Here is a 14776-nt window from a genome sequence, read left to right on the forward strand (position 1 = left end):
GTTAGCAAACTAACAGTGTGCGAACTTTCCTTTGCCTGACTCTCTCGAATCACTCCAGATGAATATCAGCAGTGGCATGGTGGTCGCCGCCCGGCATTGGCGGCGGATTTGCCAGTCCACGCTGGTCAACTATGGAATCTCCGAAGCCTGCGCCGTGCCCCTGCTGATGATCGGGCGCCTGGGCGAGGGTGTGCGCCAGGTCACGGTAGCGCATGCCGCGGGGATGGAAAGCCCGTCCCTGGTGCGCCTGCTGGACCAGTTGTGCAACGCCGGTTACGCCTGCCGTACCGAGGACCCCAACGACCGGCGCGCCAAGTGCCTGAGCCTGACCGACAGCGGCCGCGAACTGGTGCAATCGGTGGAAGCCGAGCTGGTGCGCCTGCGTGGCGACGTGCTGGCAGGTATTTCCCCTGCGGACCTGGAAGCCGCACTGCGGGTGATCCGCGCCTTCGAGTCGGCCGTCCAACTGCCGGCGGTGCCTTCTTGAGCGGATTCTTCACCGGCGTCCCGCCGGCGCGTGACTGGTTCTACGGCGTGCGTACCTTCGCCGCGTCGATGATCGCCCTGTACATCGCCATGCTCATGCAGATGCCGCGCCCGTACTGGGCGATGGCCACGGTCTATATCGTCTCCAGTCCCTTCGTCGGGCCCACCAGTTCCAAGGCGCTGTACCGCGCGGTCGGGACCTTTCTCGGGGCCTCGGCGGCGGTGCTGTTCGTGCCGATGTTCGTCCAGAGCCCCTATCTGCTGGTGGTGATCATCGCCCTGTGGACCGGCGTGCTGCTGTTCCTGTCCCTGCACCTGCGCACCGCCAACAGCTATGCGTTGATGCTCGCCGGCTACACCTTGCCGCTGATCGCCCTGCCGGTGGTGGATAACCCGCTGGGGGTGTGGGACGTGGCGGAGGCACGCACCGAGGAAATCTTCCTCGGCATCGTCTGCGCGGCGGTGGTCGGCAGCCTGTTCTGGCCCCGGCGGCTGGCGCCGGTCTTCGTCGACACCGCGGGCAAGTGGTTCAGCGATGCGTCCACCTACAGCCAGCGCTTCCTGGCCCGCGACGTGCGGCCCGAAGAAGTCAGTGCCTTGCGCGCGTCCATGGTCGCCACCTTCAACAGCCTGGAGCTGATGATCGGCCAGTTGCCCCACGAAGGCGCTCGCCCGCAGACCGTGCGCAATACCAAGGAGCTGCGCGGGCGCATGATCCACCTGCTGCCGGTGGTGGACGCCCTGGACGATGCGCTGTACGCCCTGGAGCGCCGCACCCCGGAACTGGTGGAAAAGTTCGCGCCGCTGCTGGCCCAGGCTGGCGAATGGCTGCAAGGCACCGCCGAGGGTGCGCCGGTGGAGCGCTGGCAGGCCCTGCGCAAGCAGCTCGAAGCCTTGCAGCCCGCCGCCGAGGCGCTGGACGACCGGCACCAGCTGCTGTTTTCCAATGCGCTGTATCGCCTCGGCGAGTGGATCGACCTGTGGCAGGACTGCCGCAGCCTGCAACACGCCATCCAGTGCGAAAGCCAGGACATCTGGCGTGCGGTCTACCGCCATTGGCGCCTGGGCCGCCTGACGCCGTTCCTCGATCGTGGCCTGATGCTGTATTCGGCGGCTTCCACCGTCCTGGCGATCATCGTCGCCTCGGTGCTGTGGATCCTGCTGGGCTGGACCGACGGCGGCAGCGCGGTGATCCTGGCGGCGGTGGCCTGCAGCTTCTTCGCCGCGATGGACGACCCGGCGCCGCAGATCTACCGGTTCTTCTTCTGGACCGCGATGTCGGTGCTGTTCGCCAGCCTCTATCTGTTTTTGATCCTGCCCAACCTGCACGATTTCCCGATGCTGGTGCTGGCCTTTGCCGTGCCGTTCATCTGTGTCGGTACCCTGACGGTGCAGCCGCGGTTTTACCTGGGCATGCTGCTGACCATCGTCAACACCTCGTCGTTCATCAGCATCCAGGGCGCCTACGACGCCGACTTCCTGAGCTTCGCCAACTCCAACCTGGCCGGGCCCATGGGGCTGCTGTTCGCCTTTGTCTGGACCCTGGTCGCGCGGCCGTTCGGTGCGGAGCTGGCAGCCAAGCGCCTGACCCGTTTCAGCTGGCAGGACATCGTCGGCATGACTGAACCTGCCAACCTGGCCGAGCACCGGCATCTGGGCGTACAGATGCTCGACCGCCTGATGCAGCACCTGCCGCGCCTGGCCATGACCGGCCAGGACACCGGCGCCGCCCTGCGCGAAGTGCGCGTGGGCCTGAACCTGCTGGACCTGCTGGCCTATGCGCCACGGGCCCGGGGCAATGCGCAGGCGCTGTTGCGCCAGGTGGTGGCCGAGGTCGGCGGGTATTTCAAGGCCTGCCTGGAAGCTGGCGAACGCCTGCCGGCGCCGAGCCCGTTGCTGATGACCCTGGATCGCACCCGCCGGGCGCTCGATGCCGGCAGCCAGGACGATCCGCAGACCCGGCTGCACCTGCTGCACGCCCTCAGCGGCCTGCGCCTGGCCCTGTTGCCTGGTGTGGAGTTCGTCGGTGGCGGCGAACTGACCGAACCGCTTCCCCATGGCATCGATGGAGCGCCTTTATGATCGGTGACCTGGATATCAGCGGGGTGTTCCTGCCCACGCTGCTGGTGCTGATGGGCCTTACCTACGGCTTGTACCTGGTGGTGCACAAGGTGCTGACGCGCCTGCACTTTTATCGTCTGGTCTGGCACCGGGCGTTGTTCAACGTGGGTCTCTACGCCTTGCTGCTTGGCGCCGTGGACTCACTCAGTCGATACCTGATGACATGAAAAAGCCCTTATTGACCATCGGCCGTGTGGTCCTGACGCTGCTGGTGGTGACCTTCGCCGTCGTGGTGGTCTGGCGCATGGTGATGTACTACATGTTCGCGCCCTGGACCCGGGACGGGCATATCCGCGCCGACATCGTGCAGATCGCCCCGGACGTCTCCGGGCTGATCCAGCAGGTGCAGGTGCGGGACAACCAACTGGTCAAGCGTGGCCAGGTGTTGTTCAGCATCGATCAGGACCGTTTCAGCCTGGCCCTGCGCCAGGCCCGGGCGTCCCTGGCCGATCGCCAGGAAACCCTGGCCCAGGCCCAGCGCGAGGCCAAGCGCAACCTCGGCCTGGGCAACCTGGTGCCGCGCGAGCAGCTGGAAGAAAGCCAGTCCCGCGTGGCCCGCGCCCAATCGGCCCTGGCCGAGGCCCAGGTGGCGGTGGACAGCGCCCAGCTGAACCTCGACCGCTCGGTGATCCGCAGCCCGGTCGACGGCTACGTCAACGACCGTGCGCCGCGCACCCAGGAATTCGTCACCGCCGGCCGCCCGGTGCTGTCGGTGGTGGACAGCAATTCCTTCCACATCGACGGCTACTTCGAGGAAACCAAGCTCGACGGCATTCATATCGGCCAGGGCGTCGATATCCGGGTGATCGGCGATCGCGCGCGGCTGCGCGGGCATGTCGAAAGCATCGTCGCCGGTATCGAGGACCGCGACCGCAGCAGCGGCTCCAACCTGCTGCCCAACGTCAACCCGGCCTTCAGCTGGGTGCGCCTGGCCCAGCGGATTCCGGTGCGCATTGCCTTCGATGAAGTGCCGGACGACTTCCGCATGATCGCCGGGCGTACCGCCACCGTCTCGATCATCGACGATCGGGCCCACTCGCCAGCGGAGCCGGCACGATGAACCCGGCGGCGCGCTTGGCCATGGCGGGGCTCGGCCTGCTGCTCTCGGCCTGCCAGATGGTCGGTCCGGATTACCAGTTGCCCAGGGACGCGGCGTTGCAGCGCAACGACCTGCAGGGGCAACTGGCCGGCTCGGGCGCCAACGTGGTATCGGCGCCGGTTCCGGCGGACTGGTGGCGCCTGTACCAGGACCCGCGGCTGGACCGGTTGGTGCAGCAGGCCATGGCCAGCAACACCGACCTGCGGGTGGCGGCGGCCAATCTGGCGCGGGCCCGGGCCCAGGTCGACGAGGCCCAGGCGGCCGGCGGCTGGAGCGGCGGGGTCAAGGCCGGGGTGGAGCGCCTGCAAGAGTCCGGGGAAGCCTTCCTGCTGCCGGAAAAAGTCCCGGTGGCCAATGTCGGCAACCTGTCCATCAGCACCTCTTACCAATTCGATCTGTTCGGCACCCTGCAACGCGGCATCGAGGCGGCCCAGGCCAACGCCGATGCGACCCAGGCCGCGGCCGACACCGCGCGCATCACCCTGGTGGCGGACGTCGTGCGGGCCTATACCCAGGTCTGTGCGGCCAATGAGGAGCGCGAAATCGCCGAGCATTCCCTGGCGTTGCAGGCGCAAAGCACCGAACTGATCCAGCGCCTGCGCGATGCCGGGCGCGGCGACGACACCCAGGTCACCCGTTCGCAGACCCAGTTCAAATCCCTGCGCGCCGAACTGCCGCGTTACGACGCGGCGCGCCAGGCCGGCCTGTTTCGCTTGTCGATGCTCCTGGCCAAGCCGCTGGACCAGCTGCCGGCCGGCACCGACAGCTGCGCCGAGCTGCCGCATATTGCGCAATTGTTGCCGGTGGGTGATGGCGCGGCCCTGCTCAAGCGCCGCCCCGACGTGCGCCAGGCCGAGCGCCAACTGGCCGCCGCCACCGCGCGGATCGGCGTGGCTACCGGGGCCCTGTACCCCGATATCAGCATCGGAGCGACCGTGGGCACCGTGGGCATTCTCGACAACCTCGGCAAGTCGTCCACCAACCGCTGGGGCTTCGGCCCGCTGATCAGTTGGACAGTGCCGGCCAACGGTGCCCGCGAGCGCATCCACGAGGCCGAAGCCGCCAGCCAGGGTGCCCTGGCGCACTTCGACGGGGTGGTGCTCAACGCCATCCGCGAAACCCAGACCGGCCTGGCCCAATACAGCGCCCAGTTGCAGCGCCGCGACGCTCTGGCCGACGCCGAACAGTCGGCCCGCCAGGCCGCCGAGCAGACCCACCGCTTCTTCCAGGCCGGCCGCGAATCGTTCCTCGCCGACCTGCAGGCCACGCGCACCTACACCGACGTGCGGGCCCAGTTGGCGGCGGCCAACACCCAGGTGGCAATGAGTCAGATCGACCTGTTCCTGGCCCTGGGCGGCGGCTGGGAAAGCGGACGAACGCAAGCCTCGAACCCCGGCAAACCCTGAGGCCATTGCTATGCTTTGAACAGTTGGAAGGGCGCCGTGCGACCGGTGCCCGACCAGCGGTCAGGCACGTGATGGTCATGGGGATTCCAATAATGAAAAACCCTTATGCTCTCGGCTTCTGGTGCGCCATCGTCGCACTGGTGCTGCTCTCGGCGACTTACTTCTACGGCGTCATGCTGGCGCACCAGATCGACAAGGCGATGATCTTCCTCGACAGCGCCAGCGCGCTGATCGCCGTGACCGCCATCGTGTTCGTCGCCTGGGCGTCGTACCAGACCCAGAAAATCAAGAAAAAACAGCTGGAGCAGGGCAAGACCCTGGTGGCGATCTGGGACACCAAAGTCGCCCTGCGCCGGGTTGAAACCGTGTTCGACCGCTACTTCTGGGGCAGCTACTGGCAGCCGGGGCGAACCTTCCAGGAAGTCATGGGCGAGTTGACCGGCACCCCATTGGAAAAAAGCCTCGAGGCCCTGAAAAAACAGTGCGTGCTGCTCGATAAACAGGCCGCGGACGGGCGTCACTGGCTGAACAATGCCCGCGAGCTGTCCGACGTCGCCGCGGCCATGGCCCGCGAGCGTTATCAGCTGGACTTCTGCGATCCGCGCTCGGAAGCGCCGGGCGGCGCGGTGATCAACCGCGATTTCGAAGTGCTGGTCTACACCTGGACCGCTCGCCTGAAAAGCTTCGACCACCAGCTCGACGCCATGGAAGTCGAATATTCCGAGCATCCCGCCTGACCCCGTTGCGCGGTGCCCCGACCCGCACCACCGCCCGGCCCGGCGACAGCTGCGCTGTCGATCGCAGCCTCGCTCACGCTCGACAGCGGCTACAGGCGTGCGTCAGTTCTTGTAGCCGCTGCCGAGCCCCCGGCGAGGCTGCGATCGGTTGCGGCGCAACCGCAAACCCTGACGACGCGGTGTACCTGACCCCCACCGCCGCCTGCCCTGGCGACAGCTGCGCTGTCGATCGCAGCCTCGCTCACGCTCGACAGCGGCTACAGGCATGCGTCAATTCTTGTAGCCGCTGCCGAGCCCCCGGCGAGGCTGCGATCGGTTGCGAAGCAACCGCAAACCCCTGACGACGCGGTGCACCTGACCCCCACCGCCGCCTGGCCTGGCGACAGCTGCGCTGTCGATCGCAGCCTCGCTCACGCTCGACAGCGGCTACAGGCGTGCGTCAGTTCTTGTAGCCGCTGCCGAGCCTCCGGCGAGGCTGCGATCGGTTGCATAGCAACCGCAAGCCCTGACAACGCGATGCGCCCGGCCTGCACCGCCCGCTTCATCGTTCCCCCATCAGGCAAAGGTTTTTCTCCTCGCGCTTTCGCAACTTTTCACATGGAAAGGTTGGGCCGCCCAGCCCGGCCGGTGCTAACCTTCGGCAGTTTTACGCACAGTCGAGCCACAACCCGTTCCGGGTTCAGGGAAGACGATCACTCATGCAAACAACGGATCGATCGGGTCAGATATGAATAAATCAGCAGGCGTACTGTTAGGAATCGTCGTCGCAGTAGGCGCTATCAGTGCGGGCGGCGCCTGGTACACCGGGACCAAGCTGGAAGGGGTGCTGCAAACTTCCATCGCCGATGCCAACAAGGAACTGCAGGCCGCCATGGTCGGCGCCAACGGCACCGCCAGCCTGGAGCTGGTGTCGCTGGAGCGCCACCTGTTCAGCAGCACCGCGCGCTACCGCCTCAAAGGGCAGGGCGAGATGTTCGGCGACAGCGCCGAGGGCGTCGAGCTGGTGTTCGTCGACCACATCGAACACGGCCCGCTGCCCTTTTCGCGCCTGATGACCCTCAAGTGGCTGCCGGTCATGGCCAGCAGTCACTACGAGCTGGAAAAGAACACCCTGACCGAAAAATGGTTCGCCGCCACCAAGGATGCATCGCCGCTCAAGGGCGTGGTCAACCTGGGCTACGACCGTTCCGCCACCGGCACCCTGGAATTGCTGCCGCTGGAAACGGCCCTGGATGACCAGTCGACCCTCAAGTTCTCCGGCATGAAGCTGGAGCTCTCGGCCAGCGCCGACGCGCAGAAGGTCAAGGCCGACGGCTACATGGACAGCCTCAAGCTCAACAGCATCGCCGAAGACCAGACGCCGGTGCAGGTCGAGTTCAACGGCCTGACCCTGGCCAGCAACCTGACCAAGAGCAACTACGGTTTCTACGTCGGCGAGAACACCCTGGTGCTGACCGGCACCAAGGCCACGTTCGGCGCCAAGCAGTCGGTGCTCGCCTTCAAGGACTTCGAGGTCAAGAGCACCACCGGCGAGACCGGCGCCCACCTGGCCGGCCGTGCCGACTACAAGATCGGTGAGGTAGCCCTCAACGGCAAGGCGGTCGGTTCGGCGCAGATGACCTGGAGCATGAAGAACCTGGACATCGCGTCCGGCATGTCGCTGATGCAGGTCTACCAGAACAAGCTGCAACCCTATGAGGCCGAAGTCGCTGCCGCCGAGGCCGCTGGCGAGCCGGCGCCCGAGCTGAACCTGAGCGAGGCCGAGCAGGCCCAGGTCAAGGCCGACCTGGACAAGCTGCTGGCCGCCCAGCCGCACCTGGCCCTGGAAAACCTTTCGTTCAAGACCTCCAACGGCGAGAGCCGCCTGAGCCTGGTGGTGGACCTGAACAAGCCGCAATCCATGGAGCTGCCGCCGGCCGAGCTGAGCAAGCAACTGCTCACCCAACTGGACCTGAACCTGCTGCTGTCCAAGCCGATGATCGCCGACATGGCGGCGTTGCAGGCCCAGCTGGACGGCGTGACTGACGCCAAGGCCATCGCCGACCAGGGCAGCATGGCCGCCGATATGGTCAGTGGCATGGCGCTGGGCACCCAACTGGCCAAGCTGGAAGGCAGCGACATCGTTTCCAAGCTGCGTTATGCCAACAATGAGGTGGACTTCAACGGCCAGAAAATGACCCCTGAACAGTTCGTCGACTTCGTCATGAACAAGCTGGGACTGGTCGCCGCCCAGTAACCCATGCGGCCTCGTCCAGAGGCTCTCCGACCCGGCAACGCCCGGCCTCCGCACATGCGGATCGGCCGGGCGTTTTGCTATCGGCGACTCGCGCCAATCCTTGGTGAAAACCGCGTCGAACAGGGCTGCAAGCCGCTTCGCCCGCAGGCTCTGGCAAAAAACGAATCTGAATAAATATTGCGTTTCGTTATCTGAACTAACCTTGCGTGGAACACTAGCCTTGAAGCTGGCCGAATCATTCGATTCGGTTTCCTGATACCCATCAGGCAGGGAAGGTATCAAGAGATTCCGGCTAGCCATGTAAGGATGCTGACGAAATGCCGCTGATTGTTCATCCCTCGCGTCTGTATGGTTTGCGCCCGTTGTTTCGCCTGGCGCTATGCAGCCAGTTGCTGTGGCCGACCCTGGCCTTCGCCGACCCGGCGTACGACCAGATGGTGCTCGATGCCCGCGCCGGGACCTACGTTCCCGCGCTGACCCATTTGCGCCAGTTGCCGCCCGACCGCTTGACCGCCGGTCTGGTCAGCGACCATCTGCAGATCGCCAGCTGGGCCGGTCTCGATGCCGAGGTGGTGAATGTCTATGAAACCCAGGCCCGTGGCCGGGTGCTGCCGATCCAGGCGCTGACCGCCACCGCCCGCGCCTATCGCAACCTCAAGCGCTGGGACTCGGCGATCCAGCTGTATCGCCTGGCCCTGGAGCGCGAACCACAGAATCCCGACCTGCAACTGGGCCTGGCCCTGACCCAGGCCGACTCCGGCCAGCCCGCTGAAGCCGTGCGCCGCGCCCGCGAGCTGGTGGCGGCCAAGCCGGACGACGCGACCCGCCGCCTGGCGCTGGGGTATGCCCTGACCCGCGCCGATCAACCCCATGAAGCCCTGTTCGAGTTCGACCAGGCGTTCATCCGCGCCGGCAGCCAGCCGCAAGTGGCTCGCGAATACGTGATCGCCCTGCAGCGCGCGCGCCTGCCGGAGCCGGCGCTGCGCCTGGCACGCCAGCGGCCCGGGCTGCTCGATCCGGTATTGCTGCGGCGCCTGGAGGGCGACGTGGCCGCCGAGCGTGTGCGCCTGACCGAGCTGGCGACGCGCAGCGAGACGGAGCGCTACGTCATCGCCGACCGCGCGCTGGCCGATTACGACCGGTTGATCGCGACCTGGACGCCGGACCCCACCGCCAAGGACGACGTGACCCGCTGGCGCGTCGATCGCCTGGGCGCGCTCAAGGCTCGGGCGCGCAACGCCGAGGTCATCGACGAATACCACAAGCTCACCGCCGAAGACGTGGCCATCCCGACCTACGCCTTGCGCTGGGTCGCGTCCGCGCACCTGGACCAACGCAAGCCGGAAATCGCCAGCGATCTCTATCGCCAGGTGCTGGCGGCGCCGGATGCCGATGTCAGCGACCGGGTCGAAGACAGCACGGCGCTGTATTACGCCCTGGTGGAAAGCGACCGCCCGCAAGAGGCGCAACAAGTCGCCGACGACTTGGCCAAGAGTCAGAAACCCCGGGTCGAACTCAAGGGGCTGCCGGTGGGCAACCCCAACGATGATTGGATGGACGCCCAGCAACTGGCCGCGCAGTCCGGCAGCTACAGCGCCGACCTGGCGGGCAGCGAGCAGCGCCTGGCCAGCCTGGTGCAGCAGGCGCCGGGCAACCTGGGGCTGCGCCTGTCGGAAGCCCAGCTGTACCTGGCCCGCAAATGGCCACGCCGCGCCGAGGGCCTGCTCAAGGAAACCGAGGCCCAGGCACCGCGGGACATCGGCCTGGAAGTCGCCCAGGGCCATACCGCGCAGGATCTGCAGGAATGGCGCCAGCTCGACGCCCTGACCGACGACGTGATGCAGCGCTTCCCCGAGAACCGGCAGGTACAGCGCCTGGCTCGCCAGCGGGAAGTGCACGACATGGCCGAACTGCGGATCGAAACCTATGGCGGCAAGAGCTACGGCGGCGGCAGCAGTGGCGCCGGCGCGGTCACCGGGAGCAAGGATTTCGGCATCGAGAGCGTGCTCTACAGCCCGCCCATCGCTGAAGACTGGCGGCTGTTCGGCGGCCTCGGCTATGCCACCGGCGACTTCCAGGAAGGCACCGGGCACCACCGCTGGCAGCGCGTCGGCGTGGAGCGCCGGACCCGCGACATGACCCTGGAGGCGGAAGTCTCCAACCACTCCTATGGCTTTGGCGACAAGCAGGGCGCGCGCCTGGCTATCGCCCGCGACATCGACGACCACTGGCAATACGGCGGCAGCCTGGAATACCTATCGGCCAATACGCCGCTGCGCGCCCTGAACAGCGATATCTACGCCAATGGCGGCAGCGCGTTCCTGCGCTGGCGGGCCAACGAGAGCCGCGAATGGCGGCTGGCCCTGAGCCCATCGCATTTCAGCGACGGCAACAACCGTGTCGAAGCCTTGCTCACCGGTCGCGAAGGGGTGTACGCCACGCCGCACGTGCAGGTCGACCTGGGCCTGGAAGTCGGCGCCAGCCACAACACCAAGGAAGACACGCCGTACTTCAACCCCAAGTCGGACTTCACGGTCCTGCCGATGGTGAACGTCAACCACGTGCTGTATCAGCGCTACGAGACTGCCTGGAGCCAGCAGTTCCAGGTCGGCGCCGGTACTTATAGCCAGCGCGACTACTCCACCGGGGCGATTGCCCTGCTCGGCTATGGCCAGCGCGTGACCTGGAACGACGTGTTCGAAGCCGGCGCCAACCTGAGCGTGGTCAACCGGCCGTACGACGGCGATCGGGAAACCGATCTGCGCCTGCTCCTCGACCTTACTTACCGCTTCTAGAAGAGTGTGAAGATGCCTCAGACCCTCCGTTGCATCCTCCTGCTGGGAGCCCTGTTTCTCAGCGCCTGTGCCCAGCAGGCCGCGGACTTCGTGACGCCGGCGCAGCGCCCTGTGCCCGCCAATGAAGCCCCCTGGCCCAAAAACCATGTACTGGGCATCGCCTACCACGATGTCGATGACCGCGACCCCGACCAGGCAGTGGTGGGCGTGCGTACCGAACGGCTGATCGAGCAACTGGCCTGGCTGCGCGAGAACGGCTACCAGCCGGTCACCGTGGACCAGATCATGGCGGCGCGCAAAGGCGGCCCCGAGCTGCCGCCCAAGGCCGTGCTGCTGAGCTTCGACGACGGTTATTCGAGCTTCTATACCCGCGTGCTGCCGATCCTGCGCAGCTACAACTGGCATGCGCTGCTGGCCCCGGTCGGCGTGTGGATCGACACCCCGGCCAACCAGCCGGTGGATTTCGCCGGCACCCCGCGCCGGCGCTCGGACTTCCTCACCTGGGCGCAGATCCGCGAGATCTCCCGTTCCGGGCTGGTGGAAATCGCCGCCCACACCGACGCCAGCCACAAAGGCGTGCTGGCCAACCCCCAGGGCAACCTGCAACCGGCCGCCGCCACCCGGCGCTACGACGCCACGACCAAGCGCTATGAAACCGAGGCCGAATTCGAGAGCCGCATGCGCAACGACGTGGCGACGATCTCGCAGAAGATCCGCGCGGCCACCGGCTACAGCCCGCGCGTCTGGGTCTGGCCATACGGCACCGCCGATGGCACGGCGCTGCGGGTGATAGGCGAGCAGGGCTACGACATGGCCCTGACCCTGGACGACGGCCTGGACGCCCTCGACAACCTGATGAGCAGCCCGCGCTTCCTGGTGGCCTCGGACCCGGACGGCCTGCATTTCTCCAACAGCATCGTCGGCGTGCAGGCGCCGTCCGCGATGCGCGTGGTGCACGTCGACCTGGACAACGTCTACGACCCGGACCCGCAGCAGCAGGAAATCAACCTCGGCAAGCTGGTCCAGCGCATGGCCGACATGGGCGCCAACACCGTGTTCCTGCAAGCCTTCGCCGATCCCAAGGGCGACGGCCTGGTCAAGTCGCTGTACTTCGCCAACCGCCACCTGCCGGTGCGTGCCGACATTTTCGACCGGGTGGCCTGGCAGTTGCGTACCCGTGCCCACGTCAAGGTGTTCGCCTGGATGCCGGTGCTCGCCTTCGACCTCGACCCGAGCCTGCCACGCGTCACCCGCTGGGACCCGGAGACCGGCCAGGTGGGCGTCGACCCGGACCAGTACCGGCGCCTGTCGCCGTTCGATCCGCAGGTACGGCGCATCATCGGCGAGATCTATGAAGACGTTGCGCGCCTGACCTCGGTGGACGGCATCCTCTATCACGACGACGCGCTGCTCTCGGACTTCGAGGACGCCAGCCCCGCAGCGCTGCGTGCCTATGCCGCCAATGGCCTGCCGGGCTCGATCGCCGCCCTGCGCGCCGACCCGGCGGCCCTGCAACGCTGGACCCGGTTCAAGAGCCGCTACCTGATCGGCTTCACCCACGAGCTGACCGCCAAGGTCAAGGCGATCCGCGGGCCGCAGGTGCTCACGGCGCGCAACCTGTTCGCCGAGCCGATGCTCAATCCGCACAGCGAAACCTGGTTCGCGCAGAACCTCGACGATTTCCTCGCCAGCTACGACTGGACCGCGCCCATGGCCATGCCGTTGATGGAAGGGCAGCAGCGCAAGGCCTCGGGCGCCTGGCTGGAGCGCCTGGTGGCGACGGTCAAGGCGCGCCCCGGCGCGCTGGAGCGCACCGTATTCGAGTTACAGGCCCGGGATTGGGCGCAAAAGCCGGCGAGCGATATCGACGCCGCACAAATGGCCGACTGGATGGGCCGACTCAAGCGCCAGGGCGCGACCAGTTTCGGCTACTACCCGGATAACTTTCTTGAGAACTCCCCGGACCTGAATGTCGTCCGTCCGGAGCTCTCCACCAAGTGGAATCCATAAATCATGTGGGATCGAGTGTTAGCCCTGTTCGTTCTGGCGATTGTCCTCGGGGTGCCGCTGGGCCTGATCTTCTTGCTGACCGGCCAGTTCCTGATGGACTTCGTGTTCTATTACCCGCTGTTCATGTCCGGCCTGTGGATTGCCGGCGGCCTGTATTTCTGGATGCACTGGGAACGCCACTGGCCATGGGGCGAGAACACCCTGCCGCCACCGCTGGCCGGCGAGCCGCTGATCAGCATCCTGATCCCCTGCTACAACGAGGGCGACAACGCCACCGATACCATCCAGGCGGCGCTGGCCCAGCACTACCCGAACATCGAAGTCATCGCGATCAACGACGGCTCCAAGGACAACACCGCCGAAGTGCTGGATGCCCTGGCGTTGCAGGATCCGCGGTTGCGGGTGCTGCACCTGGCGGAAAACCAGGGCAAGGCCGTGGCCCTGCGCATGGGGGCGGTGGCGGCCCGCAGTGAATACCTGGTGTGCATCGACGGCGATGCCCTGCTGGCGCCCGACACGGCGGCCTATCTGGTGGCGCCGATGCTGGACAACCCGCGCCTGGGCGCGGTGACCGGCAACCCGCGGATCCGGACCCGCTCGACCCTGGTGGGCCGGGTCCAGGTCGGCGAGTTCTCGTCGATCATCGGCCTGATCAAGCGCACCCAGCGGGTGTTCGGCAAGGTCTTCACCGTCTCCGGGGTGATTGTCGCCTTCCGGCGTACGGCGCTGCACCGCGTCGGCTACTGGAGCCCGGACATGATCACCGAGGACATCGACATCAGCTGGAAGCTGCAGCTCGACCACTGGAACATCTTCTACGAGCCGCGGGCGCTGTGCTGGATCCTCATGCCGGAAACCCTGCGCGGCCTGTGGAAGCAGCGCCTGCGCTGGGCCCAGGGCGGCGCCGAGGTGCTGTTCAAGAACATCCGCAGCATCTGGGAATGGCGCCACCGCTACCTGTGGACGCTGCTGTTCGACTACTGCCTGTCCACCGGCTGGGCCTTCACTTTCCTGCTGTCGGTGATCTTCTGGGCCGTCGGCCAGTTCGTGCCCATGCCCGCGGCCATCGCCGTGGACCGCCTGATGCCGCCGGCCTTCACCGGGATGGTCCTGGCGATGGTCTGCCTGGGCCAGTTCGTGGTCAGCATCCTGATCGACCGGCGTTACGAGAAGGACCTGGGGAAAACCATGTTCTGGGTGGTCTGGTACCCGCTGGTGTTCTGGTTCGTCAGCCTGCTCACCACCCTGGTGAGCTTTCCCAAGGTGCTGTTCGGCGAGCACCAGAAGCGCGCGCGCTGGGTCAGCCCGGACCGCGGCATCAAGCCGCGAAAAGACGAAGAGGAGGTGCGCTGATGAAAATCATCCGAACCCGCCAGCGTCCGTTCCTGATGGTGGTGGACGTGGTCCTGACTATCCTGGCCTGGATCGGCCTGGTGTACCTGCTGGCCCGCGGGCTCATGCCCATGGTCGACAGCCACGCCGGGCCGCGGATCAACGTCAGCCTGTTCGATGCCCTGACCACCTTGCAGTTCTATGCCTGGGTCGCGGTGATCAACGCGGTGCTGTTGATTTCCTGGGCGCGTTATCGCCAGCGCCGCCACCGGAAATACCCGCCGCGCCTGCCGGCGCCGGTGGTGGACAACCAGCGCCTGAGCGAACGCTTCAAGCTCAGCGACGAGACCTTTGCCCAGATGCGCCAGCCCGGGACCATCATCGTGCACAACGACGAAGAGGGCGGCATCAGCCACGTCACCACCAAGTTCTTTCGGATCGCCACGCCGGACCAGCCCCATCCGCCGCTGATGCCGGAGCCGCTGGAGCGCGTCATCCACCTGCCGGGCGAAGACGGCAAGACCTAGGCCGTGCCGGGCACCGATCCCGGCCGG

Annotated in this window: 11 protein-coding genes; all 11 read left to right on the forward strand. The window is 66.4% G+C overall.

The features are described from left to right. Nucleotides 1-58 precede the first annotated feature (58 nt). The 11 genes from TO66_RS00805 to pgaD all read left to right on the forward strand — a co-directional run bounded on the left by TO66_RS00805 (nucleotide 59) and on the right by pgaD (nucleotide 14749). Nucleotides 59-487 carry a MarR family winged helix-turn-helix transcriptional regulator gene (locus TO66_RS00805; RefSeq protein WP_044460527.1) on the forward strand — a complete coding sequence of 143 codons (429 nt, stop codon included), beginning with the start codon at nucleotides 59-61 and terminating at the stop codon, nucleotides 485-487. Beyond that, entirely contained in the window at nucleotides 484-2568 is a 2085-nt protein-coding gene (locus TO66_RS00810; protein WP_044460528.1) for an FUSC family protein, read from the forward strand. Before TO66_RS00805 ends, TO66_RS00810 begins: the two co-directional genes overlap by 4 nt. Next, complete coding sequence (locus TO66_RS00815; RefSeq protein WP_044460529.1) at nucleotides 2565-2774, forward strand: DUF1656 domain-containing protein; 210 nt, start codon at nucleotides 2565-2567, stop codon at nucleotides 2772-2774. The genes TO66_RS00810 and TO66_RS00815 overlap by 4 nt, the downstream gene beginning before the upstream one ends. Next, nucleotides 2771-3667: an HlyD family secretion protein gene (locus TO66_RS00820; protein WP_044460530.1), complete on the forward strand. Its 897-nt coding sequence runs from the start codon at nucleotides 2771-2773 to the stop codon at nucleotides 3665-3667. The genes TO66_RS00815 and TO66_RS00820 overlap by 4 nt, the downstream gene beginning before the upstream one ends. Continuing rightward, the gene (locus TO66_RS00825; RefSeq protein ID WP_044460531.1) at nucleotides 3664-5112 is read left to right on the forward strand and encodes an efflux transporter outer membrane subunit; all 1449 of its coding nucleotides are present in this window, start codon (nucleotides 3664-3666) and stop codon (nucleotides 5110-5112) included. Before TO66_RS00820 ends, TO66_RS00825 begins: the two co-directional genes overlap by 4 nt. Nucleotides 5113-5204: 92 nt before the next feature. Then, nucleotides 5205-5849, forward strand: coding sequence for a hypothetical protein (locus tag TO66_RS00830; RefSeq protein ID WP_044460532.1), 645 nt, complete (start codon nucleotides 5205-5207; stop codon nucleotides 5847-5849). A 727-nt stretch (nucleotides 5850-6576) separates the two neighbouring features. Continuing rightward, complete coding sequence (locus TO66_RS00835) at nucleotides 6577-8085, forward strand: YdgA family protein (protein WP_044460533.1); 1509 nt, start codon at nucleotides 6577-6579, stop codon at nucleotides 8083-8085. 317 nt (nucleotides 8086-8402) lie between these two features. Continuing rightward, nucleotides 8403-10880, forward strand: coding sequence for a poly-beta-1,6 N-acetyl-D-glucosamine export porin PgaA (pgaA, locus tag TO66_RS00840; RefSeq protein ID WP_044460534.1), 2478 nt, complete (start codon nucleotides 8403-8405; stop codon nucleotides 10878-10880). Nucleotides 10881-10892: 12 nt separating this feature from the next. Continuing rightward, nucleotides 10893-12890: a poly-beta-1,6-N-acetyl-D-glucosamine N-deacetylase PgaB gene (gene pgaB, locus TO66_RS00845; RefSeq protein ID WP_044460535.1), complete on the forward strand. Its 1998-nt coding sequence runs from the start codon at nucleotides 10893-10895 to the stop codon at nucleotides 12888-12890. Between the two features lie 3 nt (nucleotides 12891-12893). After that, on the forward strand, nucleotides 12894-14243 hold the full coding sequence (gene pgaC, locus TO66_RS00850; RefSeq protein ID WP_044460536.1) for a poly-beta-1,6-N-acetyl-D-glucosamine synthase: 1350 nt from the start codon (nucleotides 12894-12896) through the stop codon (nucleotides 14241-14243). Then, nucleotides 14243-14749 (forward strand): poly-beta-1,6-N-acetyl-D-glucosamine biosynthesis protein PgaD, encoded by a 507-nt coding sequence (gene pgaD / locus TO66_RS00855; protein WP_044460537.1) that lies wholly within the window; start codon nucleotides 14243-14245, stop codon nucleotides 14747-14749. The genes pgaC and pgaD overlap by 1 nt, the downstream gene beginning before the upstream one ends. Nucleotides 14750-14776 lie beyond the last annotated feature (27 nt).

The sequence above is a fragment of the Pseudomonas sp. MRSN 12121 genome, assembly GCF_000931465.1.
In the GTDB taxonomy this organism is placed as follows: Bacteria; Pseudomonadota; Gammaproteobacteria; order Pseudomonadales; family Pseudomonadaceae; genus Aquipseudomonas.